Source organism: Rhodococcus xishaensis (genome assembly GCF_004011825.1).
In the GTDB taxonomy this organism is placed as follows: domain Bacteria; phylum Actinomycetota; class Actinomycetes; order Mycobacteriales; family Mycobacteriaceae; genus Prescottella; species Prescottella xishaensis.
Genome location: NZ_RKLO01000004.1, coordinates 167836 through 189486, shown reverse-complemented (window position 1 = coordinate 189486; position 21651 = coordinate 167836). Strand labels below are relative to the sequence as shown.

Below are 21651 nucleotides of genomic sequence, written 5' to 3'. Positions count from 1 at the left end.
GCAAGCCAACTCGGACAAGACAACTGGGAGGTAATCCATGCCTGCTGCCCGCATGAAGAGGTTCGCCGCCGGTGCCGTGACCACGGCGGCTACCGTCGCGACCATCGCGCTCGCCGCGCCGGCCACCGCATCGGCCGCCGTTCAACCGCCGCTAGTGGAGGCGTCGTCGTCCGGCACCACGATCAACATCTCGATCACCAACCCGCACGCGCCTATCGAGCTAGCTGGCTGCAACGCGATGATCGTCGACGCCTCGAGCATTCCCGCCATCGTCGACAATCCCCTCGAGCTCCTCCAGCCCGGTGTCGTGGTCTTCCCGCTGTTCGACACCGTCGAGTCCCTGTTCGGCGTCCTTCCAGGCCAAACGAGACACTACGAGGTCGAGGACGTGGAGCCCGGCCTGTATGGCGTCGTCGGTGGGTGCATATCGTTGTTGGACCTCGTCGCGGGCCCGACGATCACCGAGCCCGAGGTTCTTGCAGTGGTGGACTTGGACACGGGCAGCCTCGGTAGCTCCGGCAGTGCCGAGGTCCCTGCTTTCGGCAGCTCCGGTAGCTGAGGGACCCCTGCTTTTCGGTAGCTGACCCGGCACCTGCGCTCAGCTCCTCACCGGTTGTCGCCTTCCGGTGGGGAGCTGAACTACAGGCGATCATCTTCCCGGGCCAGACGTCGGGTCACGCTGACTCGGCGCCCGACCCCAGCCTTGGAAACGGCTCGGTGGAGAACACGACCTCCACCGCCACCTCGAAGTAGGCGGCGATACGCAGCGCCAGGTGCAGGCTGGGGCTGTACTCGCCGCGTTCGAGGTAGCCCACCGTCTGGTAGTGGACGCCCAGCGCCTCGGCCAACTCCCGCCGCGAGATGCCCCGCTCGGCGCGCAGCATCGCGATGCGGTTGTAGATGACCTCAGAAGGCACGCTGCATCGCCCTCTCACGTCGTGCGGCCATACTCGATCCCGATTCGTGACGCACCATGCGCCGCAACACTACCGGCGCGATCAGCAGTCCCGCGACAGCCCAGGCGCCCAGCACGGCGGCGGTCTCGGCGTGCCGCCAGGACTCGCCGATCTCGACCGCCACTGCATCAGGGGGAAGCAATGCCGAGCGCATCCCCAGGCCGCTCCAGTAGATCGGGAACATCTGGCCGATGGCCTGCAGCCACCCCGGCAGCGCCGTGATCGGGTAGAAGATCCCCGAGATGGCGACGAGCCCCATGAGCGGCATCGTCAGCAGGAACGTCGCGCGGGGGCCGTCGAGGACGGCGCCCAGGATCGCGCCGAGCGGCAGGGCGGCGAGCAGGCTGAGCAGCAGAACCCAAACGAAGGTCGCCCACACGCTGAGGCCGCCCAGCGACGCCCCTCCGATTACCGCCATACCCACCGCGAGCACCACCGCCACCTGCACGACGACAGATCCTGCGGCCGAGACGATCTTGCCGACCACGTAGCCGATCATCCCGCCCGGCACCGCCTTGGCCCGCAGTAGCGTGCCGTCCTCGCGGTCCAGGACAAGCACATTGGTGATCGCGAACAGTCCGTTGAACACGATGATCGACCCGATGAGACCGGGGACCGCGAGTTCGGCGATCGAGAGGTCGCTGCCCGCGTACTCACGATTGCGTAGGAGGTAGAGCACGACCAGTGCGATGGCCGGGCTCATGAACTGACCGATCAGGTCGGGACCGGTGGTGAACAGTTGGCGAAGTTCGATCCAGCCGCGGGCGAGGCCGGCGCGGACTGCGTTGGCAGTGGGGTTCATCGTGCAACCTCCGCGAGAGTGACTGCGCTGGTCTCGACGTCGCCAGTCTCGTGGCGGCGGACCAGCGCCATGTAGGTGTCCTCCAGCGAGGCACGGCGCACCTCGAGCTCACCGATGGAATCACCTTGTTGCCTGAACAATTCGTGGACGAACTTCGTCGACTCGGTGGTGGTGTGTACGAAGCGCTGGCCGTCGACGGTCCAGCGCACCTCGGCCTCACTCGCGATCTCGCGACCCAACGCATCGGGCGAGCCGTCGGCGACGATGCGGCCGCCGGCGAGGATCAGGATCCGGTCGGCAATCTTCTCCGCCTCGTCGAGGTCATGGGTGGTGAGCAACACCGTTGTCTCCTCGAGGTCGGCCAGACGATGCACGAGATCATGGAAGTCTCTGCGAGCCGCGGGGTCGAAGCCGGCGGTGGGTTCGTCCATGAACAGCACCTTCGGTCGGCCTACGATGCCGATCGCGACGTCCAGTCGGCGGCGCTGACCACCCGAGAGATTCGCGATCTTGGCTCGTGCCTGCTCGGTGAGCCCCACGAGGTCGAGGAGTTCGTCTGTATCCCAGGACTGTTGGCCGTCGACCGTGGAGTACGGCCGATAGAAGGCGGCGAGATGGGCGAGCAGGTCACGCACACGCCACTTGGCGTGGTCGCGCCAGGATTGCAGAACGACGCCGATGCTAGCGCGCCAGTGTTCGTCGCCGTCCTGGGGATCGACGCCCAGCACCGTGACGCGGCCCGCCGAGCGGTTGCGGAACCCTTCGAGGATCTCGACGGTCGTCGTCTTGCCGGCCCCATTGGGACCGAGCATCACCAGTACCTCGCCGCGCCGGGCCTGGAACGTCACGTCGAGCAGAACATCGTTGTCGCCGTATCGCATCCGCAGTCCGTCGACGTCGAGCACGATCCCACTTCGCGAATTCATGAGCCTCCCCATCATTACTCTTAGACGCTTCGTAGCATATGTACTACATAGCGTTGTGGCAATACTCATGGGGAGATGGCAGGCCGTTCGTGCTCGTCACGCCCGGATGGACTGGGCACGCGTGGGAACGAAAGCTGTTGCAGAACGCAGCAGCTTTATGACTACTTGGCGCCGTCGAGCCGGCCGAGTTGCTTCAGGTCGGCGACGTACTTGTTGATCAGCGACGACGTCAGGTGCGGCACATCTCCGGTCTCCCCTATCCCGGCGGATTGCACTGCTGCACGGAACCTTTCCGCCGACGGCTGCACGCTTTGCGTCGGCGGCTCCGGAGCGGCGTAGGCGTTCAGCAGCCGGAGCACGGAGCGCCGGCGTTGCTCGTCCGGCAACGATTCGATGGCCGACCGGAATCGGCGCAACCATTCGTCATAGTCGTCGATCCGCTCGATATCGTGCCCTGCCTCGATCAGCCAGTCGACGATCCGGTCCATCGAGATACCGTCGTCGTGTGTGTTGAGCACGTTGTAGGTGTGGTACCCGGACGTCGCGCCGGCCCCGAGCGTGGCGATGGCCTCAGCCGCGAAATCGGCGGGTAGGCCGTCGTAATGCGCGCGCTGTCGGTTGCCCTCGGCGTCGAGACGATAGAACGAGCGCGGCGCGAGTCCCGTCACGACAATGCTGAAAATCAGCCGGGTGAGCCGGTCGTGCACGTTGAGCTGCCCAGAGTATCGGCCGTGCGCAAGGATCATGGAAGGTCGGAACACTGCCACCGGTAGTCCACACAGGTCGTGCGCCTCGCGCAGCATGACCTCCCCAGCCCACTTGCTGGTCCTGTACCCGTTGGCGTACGAATCATCGAGCGGTCGAGTCGGAATCGCCTGCCGGACGTCCTCGTCCTCTCCGATCGAACCGCCACCGGGCAGTAAGGCGGCCGCGAAGGTCGAGAGGTAGTTCACCGGCTTGAGGCGCGTCGAGAGGGCGAGTTTGACGATTTCGGCGGTACCGACGACGTTGGGGCCGAAGAGTTGGCGGTACGGCAGCACGTGGTTGACGAGCGCCCCACAGTGCACGATCTGGTCCACCGATTGCGCGAGCCGATCCCAGGTTGCCGTGTCGAGGCCCAGATCTGCCTCGGCCAGATCACCGGTGAGCACCTCGAGGTGAACGTCCGCGAGCGCACGGAAGTGCTGCGACAGTTCTGGATCGCCACTGTCGATTGCTTCCTCGATACGTCGTCGGGCCGTCTCGGCGTCGGCGCCGCGCGCGATGCAGATCAGCTTTCCGCCGACCTGCGCGAGGCGTTCGAGCCAAGACAGACACAGGAAGCGGCCGAGATACCCGTTCGCGCCGGTCATCAGCACGGTCCGGACAGTGCCCGACGGTGCGGGCAGTGAGGGCGCGGCGGCCAGAGTCGGGGCGTCGATGAACTTGCCGAGCTCGAGATCGGCGGCACGGAGGACGTCCGCGTCAAGGCCGTGCACCGACTCGAAGGTGGGACGAGTGGACGTCTCGAGACGTTCACGATCAAGGTAATGCGAAATGGTCGCGAGGTCCGCGGTGGGACCGGTGATGGACTGCACAGGCACCTCCAAATTGAACAGCTTTCCCAGCAGGGTCGAGAACGAGAACGCCGACAGCGAGTCCCCACCCAGGTCGATGAACCGCGCGTCGTCAGGCAAGTCCTCCGTCGTCGACAGTCCGAGCGTGGCGGCGGCCGCCCGGCGCACCGTCGTGAGGGTCGGCAAGGTGGCGGCGTCGGCCCGCAGCTGTTCGAGCTCGGCGCCCTGTCCCTCGGCGATCTCCACGTACATGCGCTCGAGGCGCTCCCCGTAGCGGGCCTTCAACGCCGGGCGCAGTAGCTTGCCCACCCCGGACAGCAGTCCGTTGTCGGGGCTGAACGGCTCGGATTCGATCACGAAGTCTCGCGGAATCTCGTACGGGTTAAGGGTATTCATCTGGGCGACGTGCCGCAGCTCGGCGGTGATCAGGGCGTGCAGGTCGCCGTCGCTGGTGCCGCCAGGATTGGGCACGATCACTGCGAGCAGGAAGGAGCGTTCGCTGCTGCCGTACAGGAAGATCTGCCGGACGTGCGGACACGTGGCGTACGCGGCCTCGAGTGTCGACACCGCGACGAACTCGCCCTGGGAGAGCTTGAGGACGTTCTTCCTACGCTCGAGGTAGATGAGGTGATCGGGTGCAATCTCCTCCATGATGTCGCCGGTGCGGTAGAAGCCGTCCCGATCGAAGATATCCGCCGACATCTCAGGGTGCTTGTAGTATCCGGGAATCATGCTGTCGCACTTGACGAGTAGCTCGCCGCGCGGGTGCGGTTGGTCGGTTGTGTGGTACTCGAGCTCCGGTACGTCGACGAGCTTGTAGTCGGTGACCTGCGGGCGCATGATCGTCCCGTTGCGCAGCACCGAGACGGCGGTCTCGGTCGCGCCGTAGCTTGTGGTGACGGGGATCTCGAGGGTGGACTCCACGAACTCACGCATCTCGTCGGATAGTGGGGCGGTCCCGCACAGAGCAGCGAGGACACGTCCGCCGAGAACGTCGTCGCGCAGTGCCTGCTTGACGTCCGCGGAGTCGCCATCCCCGCCGGGCCGCCGGTCCATCTCAGTGCAGTACCGGCGAAAGATCATGTCGCACACGCGCGGAACCAGATTCAAGGCGGTCGGCCGGGTGAGGGAGAGGTCGTCGAGCAGCGTCGACATGTCGCTCTTCGCCGCGAAGTAGCCGGTGCCGCCGGAGGCCAGGGTCGTGGTCAGCCAGCCCAGCCCGAAGATGTGGCTGAGCGGCATGTACTGCAGGTAAATCGCGGGTAGTTCGCCGTCGAAGCCCTCGATGGGGTTCGGCGGTTGCACCCACATCCGCGTCACCATGTCGGCGGTGTATATCGCCCCCTTCGGGGCGCCCGTGCTACCCGACGTGTAGATCAGCGATGCCAGCGGATCGTCGCCCGCGGGGGCGACGAAGGGTGGCACCGCGGACAGCGTCTCGCCGATGTCGAGGTCGTCAGAGAGCGGGCCGAGCTCGACCACGAGCCTGGAGTGGGCGGCGCGGGCGCGTGCGGCCTCGTAGCGCTCGCGCTGCTCGTCGTCTCCGGCCTCGTAGTCCAAGATCACCAGTCGTTCGATGGACGGTGTGGCGGTCGTGAGGTCCACGGCTGTGTCGATCGAGTCGATCCCGGCAGCGAGGATCCGCGGTGACGTCTCGGCGAGGATCGGTGCCAGTCGGGCGGCCGATGCGCTGCTCTGCAGCGGGACGAACACGGCACCGAGGTGAAGGCAGGTGAGGTAGACCACTGCGTAGTCGATGCTCGTGAAACCGAGTACCGCGACGAAGTCCCCCGGTGTGATCCCGGCCTCGGTGCGCCACGCGGCGGCCAGCGACGCGACACGGTCGCGCAACTCGCGATAGGTGATGGTCTCGAAGCTGGGAAGCAGTGTCGAGATCGTGTGGCCGTCCGCGTCCCGTGTCAGTGTGCGGCTGCGGCGGCCCAGCGCGGGCCGGTCGGCATACCCATCGAAGTACGCGTCGAGGATCTCCGTGAGTCGCAGACCCGGTTCGTGTGCGGCGGCGATCACAGCTGGCAACGGGGCCGCTGCCCGGAACTGGGGATCGGTCGCGTACAGCTCGCTGACGCGTCCGGCGAATCGTGCATCTCGGGAAGTGTCTGTGGTCATGACCGCCCTCCGGACGCCAGTGTCTCTTCGACAAACCCCAGGGTCTCTTCAAGAAGCCATTGTCCTCTCGCGACACCGGGTCAGGTGCGCGATGTAACGCATCAGACTCACCGCCCGACATTCCGCCTGACATAAAGCGCGGTGCGGGGGACGGGACGCGCGTCATCTTTGGGTTGGTCTGGGGAGAAGTTAGGTATGACAATTCGACGGTTCTTCACGCAGCGTGGACCTGCTGCCCGGGTGCTCACCTCGGCCGTGGTGGCGGTTGCGCTGCTGGTGACCTTGACGTGGGCGTTGTGGTCGTCACCGACCCGCACGGTCGACACTGCGCTGGTGGCGTCGACCACCGACTGCAAGGACATGGTGACCCTCTCGATCGCCGGTCGTGGTGACACACCGCGCCCGGGCACCACGAAGATGCTCGTCGATGAGAACGGCAACGAACTGCCCGCGGCATCTGCGGACGACTACGTGAGCACGTGGATCGATCAGGCATCCAGTGCTCCGCTCGCCGAAGTCGGGCGGGACTCGTACGCAGCGATGTACATCGCCTACCCGGCGGACATGTCGAGCTACGAGGATGCGGTGAACACCGGTGTCGCGAACACCGAAGCGGTGATGGAGGCCATTCGGGTCTCGTGCCCGGACACCCAGTTCGCGATCGTCGGCTACAGCGAGGGCGCCGACGTGGCACGCCGCGTCGCCATGAACGTCGGCCACCAGGAACCGAACGAGGACGGCACGTACGGGATCGTGGATCCGACCAACGTCGTCGGTGTCGTGATCCTCGCCGACGCCGGCCGCGTCGACGGCCAGGGTCCGTTCCCGGGTGCTGAGAATCCCTTCACCAACCCGGACGGGTTCGACCTGGAGTACCAGGACGGCACGGCCGCTGTTCCGGGCCAGGGCGCCCTGCCTGACACCGGCGGCGACGACTTCGGGGCCCTGAATGGACGGATCGCTTCGTTCTGCGCCGACGGTGACCTCACCTGTGCTGCACCAGAGAACATTTCGCTGCTGCAGCTGGTCGTCAACGTCGGCCGGCAACTCGACGTCGACGCACTCGAACGGGAACAGCTGACCCCCGCGACGGGAATCGACGTGGCGACGGTGATGTCCCGGATCGCGCTCGACGCATTCGCGGACATCCGCTCGCAGCCGGACTGGATTCGCAGCGACGAGACGTTCCTGGAGGTGCTGCTCAAGGTGTCGGATCCGTCGTACGACGGGCCGACCGCGGCACCGGCAACGCCCGAGACCGACGCCTCGGACATCTCGGATATGACTGCGGTCTCGGGAGAGCAGGACTCGATCTCGACCGAGGAGATGTCGCCGCTGGCGTACCTGCCGCAGAAGCTGTTCAAGGAGATCGTCGGCCTGATCGTGACGAATCAGAACACCATTCCGGTGATCATGAGCGATCCCTACCAGTTGACGCTCGGCCCGGAGATCGGGCACCACTTCGACTACTGGCGTGACGCCGATCCCGAGAACGGGAAGGACCTGACCTCCGCCGACTACGCGGCAGCGTGGTTGACCTACCTCGCACAGCAGGCTCAGGCCGGGGAGCCGGTGGATCCGAAGGCGACGCCGAGCGCGGCCGAACTGTCCGCGGCCCTCGAGGAGTTGGTCCTGGAGGAGGCTGTGACCACCTTGTCGGAAGGTGCGGCGCCGTCATTGGCTGCAACGCCGTCGGGTGCAGTGCAGCCGGCCGAGACCACACCGGCTCCGACGCTCCCCACGACCACCCCGGGAGCTGCGCCCACCACCACCCCGGCACCCAGCGACGCCGCCGAGACCGCTACTGCAGAGCCGACCCAGACCGCGGTCACACCCGAGACCACGGCGACACCCACCACGAGCACCCCCGCGGAGACGACGGTCGCGTCCGAGGCGACCACGCCCGTCACCGCCCCGGTGCCGACGCCGGCGGGATAGCCCCAATGCCGCTCAGTTGTCGGCAGGAACTCCGTTGCTCTGGTCTCCCGTGACGGTGTCGTAGCGGCGCTCGGCTTCCGCGGCGGCCTTGGCTGCCCGCGGTTGTCGAGTCGAGAGTCGTTCTGTGGGGCACAGGTGCCGATTGTCGACAGGAGCCCTCGCTGCTCGCCGGAGGCCACGGGTTCGCATGCACGAAACCGCGTACATCGATCTCCCTGTGCGCCACCTTTCTCAGGGCGTCGGCGGCGTCGGCATCAATGTCTTCGTCGAGTGCACGCTCCGCTACGAGACGCAAGGCGTATCGACCACTGAGCGACTCGGCGCCGTGACTGCGCGAGCCGACCAGACCAGACCGTCGCCCGCATTCTCGTGAGGAGGTGGTTCCGGCATCGAGTGTCCGCATATAGACTTCCTGCGCGGCATACGGACGCAATGGGTAGTGGCACGACGCGGTGCCCCGCTGTCGACAGGTGGGGCCGGGCAGTCGGCGGGAAGGGTTCACAATGGCCGACCGCGATACACGAGGACTTCTTCCGCTCTTGACCGCGGCCATGGCCATAGGTCCACTGCTGACCTACGCGTTGAGCGCGACCAGTGCACTGGTCATAGATTCCCTCGACATCACAGTCGCCCAGTTCGGGATGCTCTCCACCCTCACATTCCTGACCGCAGCCACCCTGGCTCTTACGTTCAGCCACGTCGGCGACCATTTCTCCACTCGTGGCCTGCTCGTTACCGTGTTCGTCGGCGCCGCCATGTCCTACGTCCTCGCCGCTCTGTCCACCAACTATCTCTGGCTGTTGGGCGCCATGGCGCTGTCCGGAGCCGCTCAGGCGCTGTCCAACCCCGTGACGAACCGCGTGATCAGTGAGCGCGCTCCGCAACCCAAACGGGCGCAGTGGATCGGGGTGAAGCAGTCGGGGGTGCAGGTGGCTCAACTCGTCGCCGGTGTGGGCTGTCCCGTCCTGGCGCTGGCGTGGGGCTGGCGCGGAGCCCTGTGGATCGGCGCCGTTGTCGCGGGTGTGTCGGCACTGGTCGCATGGCGACGATCACCGTCCCCCCATTCCCCGCAAGCGTCGACGCAAGTCGCGACGTCCGTCAACGCGCTACGCACGACCGGCTCGAAGGCGCGATCGATGCCTCGGGCGGTATGGGTGCTCGCCGCCTATGCCCTGTTTTCGGGCACCGGCGTGCAGGCCACCAACGTCTACCTCCCACTGTTTGCACTCGAAGGAATGGGGCTCACACTGACAGTGGCGGGCCTGACCGCGGCAATCGCCGGCGCGATCGGTGTCACCTCCCGAATCTTCTGGGGTCGCGCGCTCTCCGGCAAGATCGGCACGTTCGTGCTCTTGCTGATCTTGGCCTCCGGTTCGACCCTGGGTGCACTCGCATTGCTCATGGCACAACTGGTGGGATGGCTACCGTTGCTGTGGCTCGGCGTCACGCTCCACGGTGCGACCGCTCTCGCGGCCAACGTCCTGCTGATGGCTGGCGTACTCCGCGTGGTGGGGAGGACCGCCGTGGGTCGCGCATCGAGTCTGATCGCCGTAGGAATGTACCTCGGATTCGCGGGCGGTCCAGCGCTGACGGGCTTCCTGTTCGACGTGACCGCAGGGTTCGCGGCCGGCTGGATGGTCGCAGCGACGATGTACGCTGCGTGCGCCCTTCTCGCCATCCTGGGCGTCCGGACCACTCCGGCAGACGTGGAGCCGGCGATGACGGTCGAAGCGGATAGGTTGACTCGGTGAGCAAGAACAATGCGGACACGAAGTCTCCGGAACAGAACCGCGACCACGTTCAGGCGCTGGGGCGCGGACTGGAGGTGCTCAAACTCTTCGGCCGGGAACGGCGGCCCCTCTCCGTCACCGAAGTTGCCACCCTTTCGGGAATCACCCGGACCGCCGCGAGGCGGTTGGTGCTGACCCTGGAATACATGGGCTATCTCTCGTATGACGGCACGGCCTACGCGGTTCGGCCTGCGGTATTGGAGATCGGCGACGCCTATGTGCTCAGCAGCGGACTTCCCGCCGTCGTACATCCCTACCTGGAACGGCTCGCCGAGGAGACGCAGGAGACGGTGTCCCTCACAGTGCTTCACCGCGACAAGATCTTCTACGTCGATCGGGTGCAGGCAGACCGGGTCCTCACGGTCGCGATCGTGGTCGGCACCAGCTTGCCCGCGTATGCGGTGGCTACCGGGCGCGTACTCCTCGCGGACCGTTCCGACGCCGACATCGACAAGTACCTCGCAACCGTCGATGCACACAGTTTCACCAAGGCGACGACGATCGACGCGGCGGAGTTGCGCGCGAAGATCCTCGCTGCCCGGGAGCAAGGCTGGTCTCTGGCCGATGAGGAACTCACCGAGGGGATCCGGTCGATCGCCGTGCCGGTACGCGACGCCGATGGCCATGCAATCGCGGCCCTCAATGTCTCGGCCCAGGCATCACGGGTGTCGCTCGACCACATGCGCGGATCCATTCTGTTCGCACTGCAGAGAGCGGCGGCACGGATCAGCAAGGATATTGCCGCCGTCTGAACACCGACGGGTGATCGTCAGGCGTCGAGCACCAAACGCGTTGTGCGGGAACGCCCGACGCAGATCATCATCGACTCACCCTTCTCCCGCTCCGCCTCCGTGAGAATCGAGTCGTGGTGCTCCGGGACACCCTCGAGTACGAGGGTCTCGCAGGATCCGCAGAAACCTTCCTCGCAGGAACAAAGGATATCCGGGTTGACCTCGAGCGCTACTTCGAGGAGAGACCGGTCTGCAGGAACCTTGACGGTGCGCCCGCTCCGGCGCAACTCCACTTCGAACTCGGCTGGGCCGTCGCAGGTGTCGGTGCCGGAATCGACCGGCAGCTGAGTGGTGGTGGGTGCGGCGAACCGTTCGAAGTGCAGGGCATAGGCACCAAGGAAACGGTCACAAGAATCCTGCACTGCGTCGAGCAATCGCGTTGGGCCGCAACAATAGACGGAGGTTCCGGACGGCACGTCGGCTAGCGCCGACTCGAGATCGAGGGCGTCGCCCCGGTCCGACGCGGCGATCGTAACGTTTCCACCCAGGGCAGCGAGCTCGTCGACGAAGGCCATCGACGATCGAGATCGGCCGCCGTAGAGCAGCGACCAGGACGCGCCTTCCTTCGTCAGTTGGCGCGCCATCGAGAGAAGCGGGGTGATGCCGATACCGCCGGCAATCAGCACGTAATGAGCGGCCGGCTCGAGCGGAAAATGATTGCGTGGACCTCGTACCGTCACGGTATCGCCGACACGGAGCACCTCGTGAATCTCCCTGGAACCGCCACGCCCGTTCGCTTCGTTCAACACCGCAATCCGATAGCTTGCGGTGTCGGCGGGATCCCCGCACAGACTGTACTGACGCACAGCCCCCGACGGGAGGATCACGTCGATGTGGGCGCCCGGCTCCCATGTCGGCAGATCACACCCGTCCGGACTTTCGAGCTGCAGCGACAACACTCCGTCGGATTCGAGTCGCTGTTGGCGCACCAGCGTCGCTCGCCCCGCCTCCGCCATCTCAGTTCCTTCCCGCGGTGATCAGTGGGGCATAACGCTTTTCCGTGCGATAGCCGCCCTTGAGGACGTCGATGAACGCGGTGGCCATTGACACCTGGCTGATCGAGACCAGCATGTCCAGTTCCATCCTCAGCACCGCCAGCGCTTCGGCGCCGAGCGAGGACTCCCAGTCCTGCTGGTCGACGAGGACTCCGGCGAGTAGGTTGCCCGATCGGCGGGCACTATCGGCCATGGCCGATGCGAACCTCACCGGTACTTCGGGAAGCCGGGACCCGATCAGGATGACCATGTCGGACGCCGCGACCAGATCGTCGAGGGATTCCGTGCTCTCGTCGGTGGCATCGATGGCGCGTACTGCCACCGACGACGCCCCTTGTTCCGTGACAACCCGGACCCCGGTCAGCCCTGCCGAGGCCATCTGCTCGACGGTTGACAGACCGGAAGAGCCCAAGGGGACCAGGAGAATTCGCGCTTCGTAGGAAACCCGGCGCGGGGACGTATCTGTCATGACACTCTACTTTCCTCGGTCCGGCCGGCCGACTCCGCGAGAACCGGTTGCGGACGGACAACGACATGGGGGCTCGAGGGACCGCGCCCTTCAACCATCCGGGCGAACATCTCATCGACCTCGTCCAGAGGGACGGCAACCGTCGGCACGACGTCGAGTCCGGAGCGTCCGGAGGCGAGAATATCGATGCTGCGCGTGACCGCCGATGGTGATCGGCCGCGCACGCCGACAATCGAATGCGCACCCTGTACCAGCGCTTTCAGGTCCAGATTCACTGGCGTCGATCCGAGGCCCGAGACCACGAGACGTCCCCCGGTGCGCAGGCTCCGCGCGGACGCCGCCACGGCCGAGCCCTCGAGTCCGACGGTGTCGACAAGCACGTCGGTACCCTGACCCGCAGTGGCCCGGAGAATGACCTCGCCCAGATCACCGCCGTCGTGGACCACCGGAGTGGCGCCGAGCACTTCCGCAATCTCCAGACCCTCGAGCGAACTCGACAGCCCAATCGCGACGATCTGTGCCGCCCCGGCGGCCCGGGCCGCCGCCACCGCGGCAATTCCGTGATAGCCGGGGCCGACGACGACGACCGTCGTCCCTTCCTGAGCGCCGCCGACATTGATCGTCCAGTCGATCGCGTTGGCGAAGGGCTGGGTCCAAGCCGCCAGGTCCGGGTCGAGATCAGCGGGCAACTTGTGCACGATACTGTTGGCCGCCAACTGCATGAACTCGGCGTTGCCGCCGTGCAGTCCGGAGCCTTCCTCTGCGGAGACGAGACCGACGCGACGCTTCCCCTTCCACAGGTCGGTCTGCGGGCACATCCGGTAGCAGCCACTGCTGCAGGCCGCGCACGCCGCATCCTGACAGGGCAGGTACTCCTCGAGGGCCACACGGTCCCCGACGGCGACACCCCAGGCCTCGGCTTGCGCGGCGTCGAGGGACACGATGGAGCCCACCACGTGGTGTCCGAGAACTGTCGGACCGTCGAGACCAGACCGGTACAGGCCGATGTCGGTGCCACACACCGCGGACGACTCTACTTCGAGCCAACCCACTGCGTCGATCGCGAGGTCGGCGTCGAGCATCCGCACCGTGGTCGTGGCGTCGGGCAGCGAAACCGCCGCACGAACCAACCGCGGCCGCCTCTGTTTCGTATCGGCGGCAATGGATTTCACAGAAGCGCCTGCGTCCTTGTTCACGCGATCTCCTCGTCGATCTTTGCGGCAGCCCCTCAGATGGAGACGAAGTCCTCGCCCTCGACCATGTGCAAGGCCTCTCCGGCACCTTCCTTGAACGGAGTGGCCTTCGGCAGCAAAATCGAGGTCGACCGCACTCGCTGGTGCTCGGTCTCGAGGCCGGGCAGCGACTCGTCCTCGAGATTGTCGAGAACAGCGAGGAGGCGTCGGCGGGCCAGAATGATGCCGGCGTCGGAGGTGCCCAGCCGCTCCTTGGTGCGATCGCAGATCGCACCCATCGACTCCTGCAGGGAGAAGTCCTGAGCGGAGATGCCCTCGATTCCAGAGAACGTCTTCTTCTGCCGCTGGGCCTCTCGATCCATCAGGTAGTCGTTGTCCTTGTTCGCCAGAGGTCGATAGGTGCCAGGAACGTACTTGGAGTGGATCCCGTCACCGTTTTGCATCGCGGCGAGTTCGTCCTCACGCAGTTCGCGAGTCGGGTGGTAGTTGATGCTCCACGCCCAGCAGGTCGTGTCATCGATCGGCACCCAAGCGTGACCGCCGAGCGGATTGTGTGTTCCGAACGGAGGAATGATGGTGTACCACGGCATGATCCATTGTGTGATGCGCCAGTAGTACTCCTCGTCGTTCGCGTTCCGCCGGGCCCCGATCACCAGACCACCGTCACTCTCCGCGACCTCGAACTTCGGGCGGGTGTCCGCCTTGAGGTATTTGTTGCCCTCGGTTCCGGAGTGCATCGGGTCGTCGTCGAGGTTGAACCGGTGCGCGAACGAGACGTGGCTCGAGTCGATGCCCCCCTCCATCGCCTGGAGGTAGTTGGATTCCTGCAGACGCTTGGAGACGAAGCGTTGTCCGTCGCCGAGCATCGCCCACTCGAGCTCGGGTACTTCCGGCTTCAGTTCCGGCGGACCCATATAGGTCCAGATGACGCCCCCACGTTCGACACACGGGTAGGCCTTCTGCTTGATCCGGCTCTTGAACTTCGAATTCGCGGGCTCCGAGGGCATGTCTACGCAGTTGCCCTCGACGTCGTACTTCCAGCCGTGGTAGGCGCAGCGCAGTCCGCACTCTTCGTTACGCCCGAAGTACAGCGATGCCGTGCGGTGGCTGCAGAATTCGTCGAGAAGGCCGATCCGGCCTTCACTGTCGCGGAACGCGATCAACTGCTCACCCAGCAGCTTGACCCGCACCGGGTCGCAGTCGGGCCCAGGCAACTCTTCGGCGAGAAGGGCCGGTATCCAGTACCGCCGGAACAGGCGTCCCATCGGCGTATCCGGTCCGGTCTGAACAAGCAGTGTGTTCTGGTCTCGGGTCAGCATGACGGTCCCTTTCGGATGGGTATCTCGAGCGGAGGCCGGTAAACCACGGCAGTGTGTCCGCATAGCGCGCAGGCGCGCGAATATTGAAACGTTCGCACATCCGGCTTCTCGACGTCAACCGTCCGCCGGATCCAGCGAGGGATCTCCACCCGTCCGGTCAGAGATCGCGACCGTGCGATCTGCGACAATTACCGAGTCGATCGAAGGTGCGCGCCATGCGGACGGATGCGTGCCCGGCCGGTCTCACCGCCTACAGGAGTGCACATGCCTCAACCCACGAACTCGTCCGATGGGGACGAACCCCGATCCATCGGAGTGGGTGCGCGCCCGAAGGACGTGGTTCAGTCCCTCGAGCGAGGCATCATTGTCCTTACGGCCTTCGACGCCGAACACCCCTCGCTTACGCTCACGGAAGCGGCCTCGCGATGCGGTTTACCCAGGTCGGCAACCAGACGATTTCTCGTGACTCTCGTCGAACTCGGTTACGTGACAGCGACAGGGCGCCGGTTCGCCCTCACGCCGCAAGTGTTGGAACTGGGGTACGCGAACGTCTCGAACTTCACGTTGGCAGATGTGTGCCAACCGCATCTGAATTCACTTGTGCGTTCGCTGCGGTCGTCCGCCTCCGTCACCGTGCTCGCCGACTCGGACGTGCGATACGTCTGCCGGGCATCCGTCGCAGGGGCGATGTCCATATCCATCAAGGTCGGCAGCCGTATCCCGGCGCACCTGACGGCCGGCGGGCGGGTATTGCTTGCCGCCCTGCCCGAACCGGACCTTGCCGCCCACCTGTCGTCGGCATCGCCACCTCCCACTGGTGGAGCCACCCCTGACCCACGGGGGGACAGGCTCCTCCGAGAACTGGCCACGGTCCGCAACCAGGGGTGGGCGCTCGCAGATCAACTCCTCGACGTGGGCGTCCGCGCCCTTGCGGTTCCGATACGCACGCGCTCCGGGCGGACGATCGGTGCGCTGAGTGCATCGGTGGTCGAGTCCCAGGAACCCTCCCGCGCATTCGTCGCACGCTGCCTTCCACGCCTCCTCGAAACAGCGGGAGCGATCTCCCTCGAGTTGCGCAACGGAATCGAGCTGCAGCACACATAAGCGTCCGCTTTGCGCGCAATCCGGCTTCATACGGACTTTTTTCTTGTGTGGGCACGATCACCTAGGTAGAAAATGTGTGGTGCTTGACTGAGTCCTGAGCGCCTCGTGCTTCACGCGAACCGGCCATTGTTTCGCCGTTCGCACTTCGGGCTCGGACACAGCCTCGAGGGCGCATCGCTGTCCAACCGAGCGGCAGCGCCCCACCTGGAGCATCTTCGGGATTTCGGTTCCAACTTCGGCCTGCGGCAAATGGTCGAGCAGACTCAGACGGGAACGAGGACGTGGAAGCGACTTCAACCAAACGCGGACAGCAGGTCCGCAGCGGTAACCGCTGGATAATGCTCCTGTTGTGCTGGCTCGCCTTCACAATGACCTCCGTGGATCGCTCCACCTGGGGTCCGGCTTCGGTCTTCGTGGGCGAAGATCTCGGGGTACCGCTCGCAAGCCTCGGCGTGTTCGCCACCGCGTACTACATCGGATATGTGTGCTCGAACGCCATGACCGGCGTGCTTTCCGATCGGTTCGGTGGCCGAGAAGTAGTCACCGCCTCTCTCTCCGGTGCGGGCCTCTTCATGATCGTCTTCGGAAGCACCACCTCCGCGGTGGTCGGCGTAAGCGTGCAGGCCGTCATCGGCTTCTTCGCCGGCGCGGACTACGCCGCGGGCATCAAACTCATAGCAAGCTGGTTCCAGCCCAAGGATCTCGGCAAGGCGATGGGACTGTTCACCTCCGCAACCTCCCTCGGCACTGTCATCGCCAATACGGTGGTTCCCTGGATGATCAACCACTACAGCTGGCATGCGTCGTACCGCTTGTTCGGCGCTCTCTCCATCGTCACCGCGATCACCTGCTACGTGATCCTGCGTCCGGGACCAGTGGTCAACCAGGCGCACAGGACCCACGACCAAAAGCGACCGTCCGCCTGGAAAACACTGATCACCAACCGTGATCTGATGCTGGTCTCCCTCGCGGGCTTCGGCGGCTTCTGGGGCACCTACGGCTTCGTCATATGGTCGAACGCACTGCTGATCGAGGGACATGGGGTATCCGGGACCGCTGCGGGGTTCATCGTCGCGGTCTTCGCGGGCACGGCGGTGGTCGGCAAACCCCTCATCGGGATGCTCGGCGACAAGATCAACAGTGCCCGAAAGCCGGCCATCGTGATCCTGGTGCTGTTCGCCGGCATTCTCGTCTTCTTCGGCACGCTGGACCACGTCCCGACCCTGCTGATCGTCGCTCCTGTGCTCGGTCTGGTCGGGTACGGCTACCTACCCTTGCTCGTCGCGATGATCCCGCGCCTGGTGTCGAGCGACATCACCGGCCGTGCTGCCGGCGCAACGAATGCGTTCTGGCAAGTCGCCAGCACCCTCGTCCCACTCGCGATCGGAGCAGTCTTCGCCGCCACCGATTCGTTCCTGGCGGCGTTCTGCGCTCTGTCCGTCGGACCGCTCGCCGGGGCGGTCATCCTCTATTTCGTCAACGAGAACGGCGGAAACAAGGCCGACCCAGGTTCGAGGTCGGAGTCGGAGAAAACCCTTTCCCACTGACGCGTGCCCTGGGAACCGGTTTGCCGGCCGTACCGGGTCAGGCTCGGCGCGGTGTCCGGCACGCCATCGTGATGCCGTCGATCGCGCGGCCCACGACCGGCGTCAGCTGTTCGACGTGGCGTCCGGCACGGGGGCGAGGGTGAAGTAGTTCTCCTCCTCCTGCACGAAGTGCAGACGCAGCACCGCGTGCAGACCGTACAGGCACGCCAGCAGGTCGTCGACCTGGTCGGCGGAGATACCGCCGGCCGCGTCGGCGTGCACGAGGTGCGTGCGCAGACGCCGGGCGAGGCGGTCGATCTCCGTGTGCATCCGGCTCATCGTGGCGGTGGCCTCCGAGTTGCCGAGCGGCGTCGCGAGCGCTGGATAGAGCTCGCGGTCCTCGGCCTCTTCGTGCGGTAGGAGGGTGTCGAAGAGGAAGGTGTCGACGCGGCGCAGAGCATCGTGCGTCGCAGCGAGGTCACCGGTTGCGAGAAGCCCCGCGGTGTCGCGCAGGATCGAGAGCTGGTCCCGCAGTTCGTCGTGTTCGGCGGAGAACCGATGCAGCATCGCGGCAGTTTCCACCGGCACGTGAACCTTCTTGCCACGAAGGGCACGCAGCGCGTTGAGGATCACCGCCACGTCGATCCCCTCCTGCAGCAGTGCGCCGGCCGCGGGCGGCAGCAGTCCGAATGCGGCAAAACCCATGGCCACCAACGACAGTCCCATCCCGACAGTCGCGCTCTGCACGGCGATGCGCCGCGCGCGACGGGCGATCGCCATCGCATCTGCGAGGTGGTCGAGGCGGTCGGTCGTCAGGACGACGTCCGCCGCCTCGGACGTCGCCGTGGACCCCCGGGCGCCCATTGCGACGCCGACGGTCGAGGCCGCGAGGGCGGGCGCGTCGTTGACGCCGTCGCCGACCATCACCGTGACCGCGCGCTCCCGCTCGGCACGAACTCCGGCAACCTTGTCGGCCGGGGACTGCTCGGCGTAGACGGCGTCGAGACCGAGGGCGGACCCGATCTCTTCGGCGGGCTCGCGTCGGTCGCCGGTGAGCATGACCAGTCGGTTCAGCCCGGCCGAGCGGAGGCGTCGAATGGTGCGGAATGCGTCGCGGCGCATCGGGTCGGTCAACAGGATCGCCCCGGTGAGCACACCGTCGACGGTGACCCAGGCGATCGCGGCGCCGTCGAGTGCGGCCCGCCCCTTGGCGGACCGTGCCCACCCGGGTGCGTCGGCAGGAAGGTCCAGGGTTCCGACGGTGACCCGTCGCTCGTCGACGATGGCGGTGACGCCGGTTCCTACTTCCTCGTCCGCCTCGGTAGGCAGCGACAATTCGAGTCCCCGGATCCTCGCCTCCTGCACGATGGCGTCGGCAAGCACGTGCGGGGAGAGTTGATCGGCGGACGCGGCCAGCCGTAGCACCTCGGTGGGGTCGCCGTCGGGGGCGGTGAGCACCTCCGCCCCGGTGGGTCGGCCGGTGGTGAGGGTGCCGGTCTTGTCCATCACCAATGATGTTGCGTGCCCCAGATTCTCGAGAGCACTACCGTCGCGGATCACGACGCCGAGGCGGGACGCGCGGGAGAGCCCCGACACGATCGCAACGGGGACGGCCAGCAGCAGTGGGCACGGCGTGGCGACTACGAGCACGGCCACTGCGCGGGTCGCCGAACCGCTGAGAAGCCAAGCAGCACCGGACACCGCGAGTGCGAGCGGCAGGAACCAGCCGGCGATGCGGTCGGCGACCCGCACGACGGGAGCGCTCTCGGCCGCGGCGTCCTGTGCCAGCCGCACGATACCGGCGTACGTGCTCTCCTCTGCGGTGGCGCGGGCCTGCATCTCGAAGACCGGACCGGCATTGACGATGCCGCTGCGTACCGCCTCACCGCGTCGCCGCGAGACGGCAAGTGGCTCACCGGTGAGGGCGGATTCGTCGAGCACGGCCAGCCCGGAAGTGACCCAGCCGTCGACCGGCACCACTTCGCCCGCGCCTACGACGAGTGCATCGCCGACGATGATGTCTTCGAGGGGAACGGTTTCCACGCCGTCGTCGATCCGTCGGCGCGCCGTGCGAGGAGCGCGGTCGAGCAGCGACCGCAGATCCTTGGTAGCGCGCCGGCCCGCCGCGGCGTCGAGGGCCTGGCCCGTCGCCAACATGATGGCGATCAGCGCCCCCGCAAGGTACTCCTCCACCAGGAGCGTGCCGATCAGGGACAGGAGGGCGATGACGTCGACTCCGACGCGTCCGTTTCGCAACGCGTCGACCACCCACCAGGTGGCGGGGACTATCGCGACGACCGTGCCGGCTATCCAGCAGGCATCGGCGACGTCGCGCGCGCCGGCGAGCCACGCGACCCCGCCGGCGACGAGCGCCAGGCCCGTAACCGCCAGAAAGGCCGGCTCCCTCGAGCGGCGCAGCCGCTCGATCCACCGAGGTCGAGTGTCGAAAGACGCCACAGTCACGATGCCACTCCCCTACGGAAAGCGGGCCACACCTCTAGGGTGTCGTGCACGCACGATCCGTCAGTCCGGCCGGGCGAGGTCGCGTTGCGACCGCGTCGGCGCCGGTTCCGCCTTCGCGAACGTCAAGGTCCCGTCGTCGACCGGGGTGTCTCGCAGTACGACGACGTCCCTGTAATAGTCCATCTGCAGGTTCCACGGATCCTCGGTGCCGGCCTGCGGCCACAGGCCCAGAGACCGCTGGATGTACCCGGCAGCGAAGTCGAGCAGCGGCCGCGTCTGCATGTCGGGCCGGTCGTTCTCGGCGACCGCTACGGTGGCGCCGCGGCGATCCATCTGGGTCAGCAACCGGCACAGGAACTCCGCGACGAGGTCGACTTTGAGTGTCCACGGTGCGTTGACGTAGCCGACGGCGAACGAGAAGTTCGGGATATCGGAGAGCATCGTTCCCTTGAATGCCAACCGTTTGGTGATGTCGATGAGCTCGCCGTCGATACTCAGTTCGACACCGCCGAGCGCGAGCAGATCGAGCCCGGTGGCGGTGATGATGATGTCGGCATCGAGGTGCTCACCGGAGCTGAGCGCGATGCCGGTCTCGGTGAACGTCTCGATCGTGTCGGTGACGACCGATGCTTTCCCCTTGCGGATCGTCTTGAACAGGTCGCCGCCCGGCACGACGCACAGGCGCTGGTCCCACGGGTCGTACCGGGGATTGAAGTGGGTGTCGACGTCGAAGCCGGCCGGCAGCATTCGCTTGTTGAGCCACCGGATGATGGCCCGCATCTGCCGAGGGAAGCGTCGGCACAGCTTGTAGAGCCAGACGTTCTGCGCGATGTTCTTCTTGCGGGTGAGCCGGTACCCGCGTTCGTCGCCGAGGATGCGCCGGAACAAATCGTAGAGTGCATCCTCCGCGGGCAACGGAATGATGTACGTGGGCGAACGCTGGAGCATCGTGACGTGTTCGGTGGCGTCGGCCATCGCCGGGATCAGCGTGACGGCGGTCGACCCGGACCCGATGACGACGACCTTCTTGCCGGCGTAGTCGAGGTCCTCGGGCCAGTGCTGGGGATGCACGATCTGTCCGGCGAACCGGTCCGCGCCCGGGAACTGCGGGGTGTAGCCCTTGTCGTAGTTGTAGTAGCCGGCGGCGCAGAAGAACCAACTCGCCGTGAACGTCGCCGTCTCGTTGCCGTCGCCGACGCGGGCGGTGATCGTCCAGCGCGCGTCCGCTGGTGACCAGTCGGCGCGGATCACCTTGTGGTGGTAACGAATACACCCTTCGATGTCGTACTCACGAGCCGTCTCGCGGATGTAGCCGAGGATGTCGGCGGCCGGGGCGAGGGCCTTACGGCCCTTCCACGGCTTGAAGTCGTACCCGTAGGTCTGCACATCGGAGTCGGAGCGGATGCCCGGGTACCGGAACAGGTCCCAGGTGCCGCCGGAGGCCGCGCGGGACTCGAGGATCGCCAACGTCCGCTCGGGGTGTTCCCGGCGCAGTCGTGCCGCGACCCCGATCCCGGACAGCCCGGCTCCGACGATGAGGACATCGACGTGGGTGGTTTCGACCGCGCGGGTCTTGGTCCGTCGTGCGGGACGTTCGGGGCTCATCGAATCCTCCGGGTGCGCTTGCTGGTGAACCTCGTCTGTTCTGCACGATATCCCGATCGGTCGCTTTGTGAGACCGACGCGAACAGATTCT

General features: G+C 66.0%; 17 protein-coding genes. 7 read left to right on the top strand and 10 right to left on the bottom strand.

All coding sequences use genetic code 11. The annotated features are described in order from the left end of the window. Positions 1 to 37: 37 nt before the first annotated feature. Positions 38 to 559: a hypothetical protein gene (locus EGT50_RS10970; protein ID WP_127954369.1), complete on the top strand. Its 522-nt coding sequence runs from the start codon at positions 38 to 40 to the stop codon at positions 557 to 559. A 115-nt stretch (positions 560 to 674) separates the two neighbouring features. Here EGT50_RS10970 and EGT50_RS10965 read toward each other — a convergent pair whose 3' ends face one another. The 4 genes from EGT50_RS10965 to car form a co-directional block, all read right to left on the bottom strand. Further along, positions 675 to 917, bottom strand: coding sequence for a helix-turn-helix transcriptional regulator (locus EGT50_RS10965; RefSeq protein WP_127954366.1), 243 nt, complete (start codon positions 915 to 917; stop codon positions 675 to 677). Then, positions 907 to 1758 carry an ABC transporter permease gene (locus EGT50_RS10960; RefSeq protein ID WP_127954362.1) on the bottom strand — a complete coding sequence of 284 codons (852 nt, stop codon included), beginning with the start codon at positions 1756 to 1758 and terminating at the stop codon, positions 907 to 909. Before EGT50_RS10960 ends, EGT50_RS10965 begins: the two co-directional genes overlap by 11 nt. Then, positions 1755 to 2684 (bottom strand): ABC transporter ATP-binding protein, encoded by a 930-nt coding sequence (locus tag EGT50_RS10955; RefSeq protein ID WP_164873390.1) that lies wholly within the window; start codon positions 2682 to 2684, stop codon positions 1755 to 1757. The genes EGT50_RS10960 and EGT50_RS10955 overlap by 4 nt, the downstream gene beginning before the upstream one ends. A gap of 161 nt (positions 2685 to 2845) precedes the next feature. After that, a complete protein-coding gene (gene car / locus EGT50_RS10950) occupies positions 2846 to 6367 on the bottom strand; it encodes a carboxylic acid reductase (RefSeq protein ID WP_127954359.1) in 3522 nt (1173 codons plus the stop codon). A 195-nt stretch (positions 6368 to 6562) separates the two neighbouring features. Between car and EGT50_RS10945 the strand changes: the two genes are divergently transcribed. The 4 genes from EGT50_RS10945 to EGT50_RS10930 all read left to right on the top strand — a co-directional run bounded on the left by EGT50_RS10945 (position 6563) and on the right by EGT50_RS10930 (position 10847). Continuing rightward, on the top strand, positions 6563 to 8305 hold the full coding sequence (locus EGT50_RS10945) for a cutinase family protein (protein WP_127954356.1): 1743 nt from the start codon (positions 6563 to 6565) through the stop codon (positions 8303 to 8305). Between the two features lie 187 nt (positions 8306 to 8492). After that, the gene (locus EGT50_RS10940) at positions 8493 to 8678 is read left to right on the top strand and encodes a hypothetical protein (protein WP_127954353.1); all 186 of its coding nucleotides are present in this window, start codon (positions 8493 to 8495) and stop codon (positions 8676 to 8678) included. Positions 8679 to 8808: 130 nt separating this feature from the next. Further along, a complete protein-coding gene (locus EGT50_RS10935) occupies positions 8809 to 10056 on the top strand; it encodes an MFS transporter (protein ID WP_127954349.1) in 1248 nt (415 codons plus the stop codon). Beyond that, positions 10053 to 10847, top strand: coding sequence for an IclR family transcriptional regulator domain-containing protein (locus tag EGT50_RS10930; protein WP_127954346.1), 795 nt, complete (start codon positions 10053 to 10055; stop codon positions 10845 to 10847). Before EGT50_RS10935 ends, EGT50_RS10930 begins: the two co-directional genes overlap by 4 nt. A gap of 17 nt (positions 10848 to 10864) precedes the next feature. On the opposite strand, the gene EGT50_RS10925 is transcribed toward EGT50_RS10930, so the two are convergent. The 4 genes from EGT50_RS10925 to EGT50_RS10910 are packed head-to-tail and all read right to left on the bottom strand — an operon-like array spanning position 10865 to position 14862. Further along, the gene (locus EGT50_RS10925) at positions 10865 to 11842 is read right to left on the bottom strand and encodes a PDR/VanB family oxidoreductase (RefSeq protein ID WP_127954343.1); all 978 of its coding nucleotides are present in this window, start codon (positions 11840 to 11842) and stop codon (positions 10865 to 10867) included. A gap of 1 nt (position 11843) precedes the next feature. Then, positions 11844 to 12350, bottom strand: a complete 507-nt coding sequence (locus tag EGT50_RS10920) for a hypothetical protein (protein WP_127954340.1) — start codon at positions 12348 to 12350, stop codon at positions 11844 to 11846. Beyond that, a complete protein-coding gene (locus EGT50_RS10915) occupies positions 12347 to 13546 on the bottom strand; it encodes a zinc-dependent alcohol dehydrogenase (RefSeq protein ID WP_235870702.1) in 1200 nt (399 codons plus the stop codon). Before EGT50_RS10915 ends, EGT50_RS10920 begins: the two co-directional genes overlap by 4 nt. Before the next feature lie 32 nt (positions 13547 to 13578). Beyond that, entirely contained in the window at positions 13579 to 14862 is a 1284-nt protein-coding gene (locus tag EGT50_RS10910) for an aromatic ring-hydroxylating dioxygenase subunit alpha (protein WP_127954334.1), read from the bottom strand. 264 nt (positions 14863 to 15126) lie between these two features. On the opposite strand from EGT50_RS10910, the gene EGT50_RS10905 reads away from it, so the two are divergent. Continuing rightward, positions 15127 to 15966: an IclR family transcriptional regulator domain-containing protein gene (locus EGT50_RS10905; protein ID WP_127954331.1), complete on the top strand. Its 840-nt coding sequence runs from the start codon at positions 15127 to 15129 to the stop codon at positions 15964 to 15966. A 338-nt stretch (positions 15967 to 16304) separates the two neighbouring features. Next, a complete protein-coding gene (locus EGT50_RS10900; RefSeq protein WP_127954905.1) occupies positions 16305 to 17513 on the top strand; it encodes an MFS transporter in 1209 nt (402 codons plus the stop codon). Between the two features lie 102 nt (positions 17514 to 17615). Here the strand turns inward: EGT50_RS10900 and EGT50_RS10895 are convergent, their stop codons facing one another. Together EGT50_RS10895 and EGT50_RS10890 are read right to left on the bottom strand one after the other, a co-directional pair. Next, complete coding sequence (locus EGT50_RS10895) at positions 17616 to 19949, bottom strand: heavy metal translocating P-type ATPase (RefSeq protein WP_127954903.1); 2334 nt, start codon at positions 19947 to 19949, stop codon at positions 17616 to 17618. Positions 19950 to 20015: 66 nt separating this feature from the next. Next, on the bottom strand, positions 20016 to 21560 hold the full coding sequence (locus EGT50_RS10890; protein WP_127954328.1) for a flavin-containing monooxygenase: 1545 nt from the start codon (positions 21558 to 21560) through the stop codon (positions 20016 to 20018). Between the last annotated feature and the right edge of the window lie 91 nt (positions 21561 to 21651).